At 56.9% G+C, this 1,078-nt stretch carries 2 protein-coding genes; one reads left to right on the top strand and one right to left on the bottom strand.

What is annotated here, in order from left to right; translation table 11 throughout:
• Positions 1-225: flavin reductase family protein (locus ACXRVY_RS31025; RefSeq protein ID WP_458239209.1), on the bottom strand; the 225-nt coding region annotated here is incomplete at its 3' end.
• A gap of 324 nt (positions 226-549) precedes the next feature.
• Here ACXRVY_RS31025 and ACXRVY_RS31020 point away from each other — a divergent pair.
• On the top strand, positions 550-1,078 hold a 529-nt coding region (locus tag ACXRVY_RS31020), incomplete at its 3' end, for a cytosine permease (protein ID WP_458239208.1).

The following is a 1,078-nucleotide window of genomic DNA, read 5'->3' as shown; positions in this document are numbered from 1 at the left end:
GCCGGAAAGCACGTGGATGGCGAAGCGCTTGTTCTTGATCAACACCGGGTAGGAATCGGAGCTGTAGTTGGGGCAGAACAACACCAGGGCCGGGTCCATCGACAGCGAGCTGAAGGCGCTGGCGGTCAGGCCGACGATTTGCCCGTCGTCATCCAGGGTGGTGATCACGGTCACTCCGGACGGGAACGAACCCATGACTTGTTTATAGATGGCGGCATCGATCATTGGACGGTCCTCGGGTGGTGTGACGCGTTTTTTATGTGTTTGTAGGTCTGATGGTATACCGTAATACATCGATTGCAAGGTCTTTTTAGGTGAACCGATAAACGTAAGGTGTTCGTCGGAAACCCAATGATTACGGGGTTTTCAGCTAGCAAGTGCTGACGTGAATCGGGCAGGATGCCGGCTCAGATGCTTGTTCAAAGACCGGATCAGTCTTGTTTAAAGTTTGGAATACCATAATATGGTTCGCATCTGAGGGGCGGCCAGAGAGTCCCCCCGGTTTGGCTTCATACAAAGATAAGAACAGACAAACTCGAGTTCATGCACATGTCCCAGATGTCCCGGCAAGATCCGTTGATCGAGAATCACACGGTCGACTACGTTCCACTCGCAGAGCGCCACGGGAAGGCCCGCGATCTTTTCACCCTGTGGTTCAGCACCAACATCGCGCCACTGCCCATCGTCACCGGCGCGATGGTGGTCCAGGTGTTCCACCTCAACCTGTTCTGGGGCTTGCTGGCGATTGCCCTCGGGCACATGGTCGGCGGTGTGGTGATTGCCCTCGCGTCCGCCCAGGGGCCGTGCATGGGCATTCCGCAGATGGTGCAGAGCCGTGGTCAGTTCGGCCGCTATGGCGCGCTGCTGATCGTGTTCTTCGCKGCGCTGATCTACATCGGTTTCTTCATTTCCAACATCGTGCTGGCAGGTAAATCGATTGTCGGCATTGCGCCGTCGGTTCCGGTGCCGGCCAGCATTCTCATCGGTGCCCTCAGTGCCACGGCGATCGGGGTGATTGGCTACCGCTTCATCCATACCCTCAACCGCATCGGCACCTGGGTGATGGGCAGTGCCTTGC

Source organism: Pseudomonas sp. P5_A2_2 (genome assembly GCF_054177685.1).
This window is presented reverse-complemented; position numbering and strand designations above follow the sequence as displayed.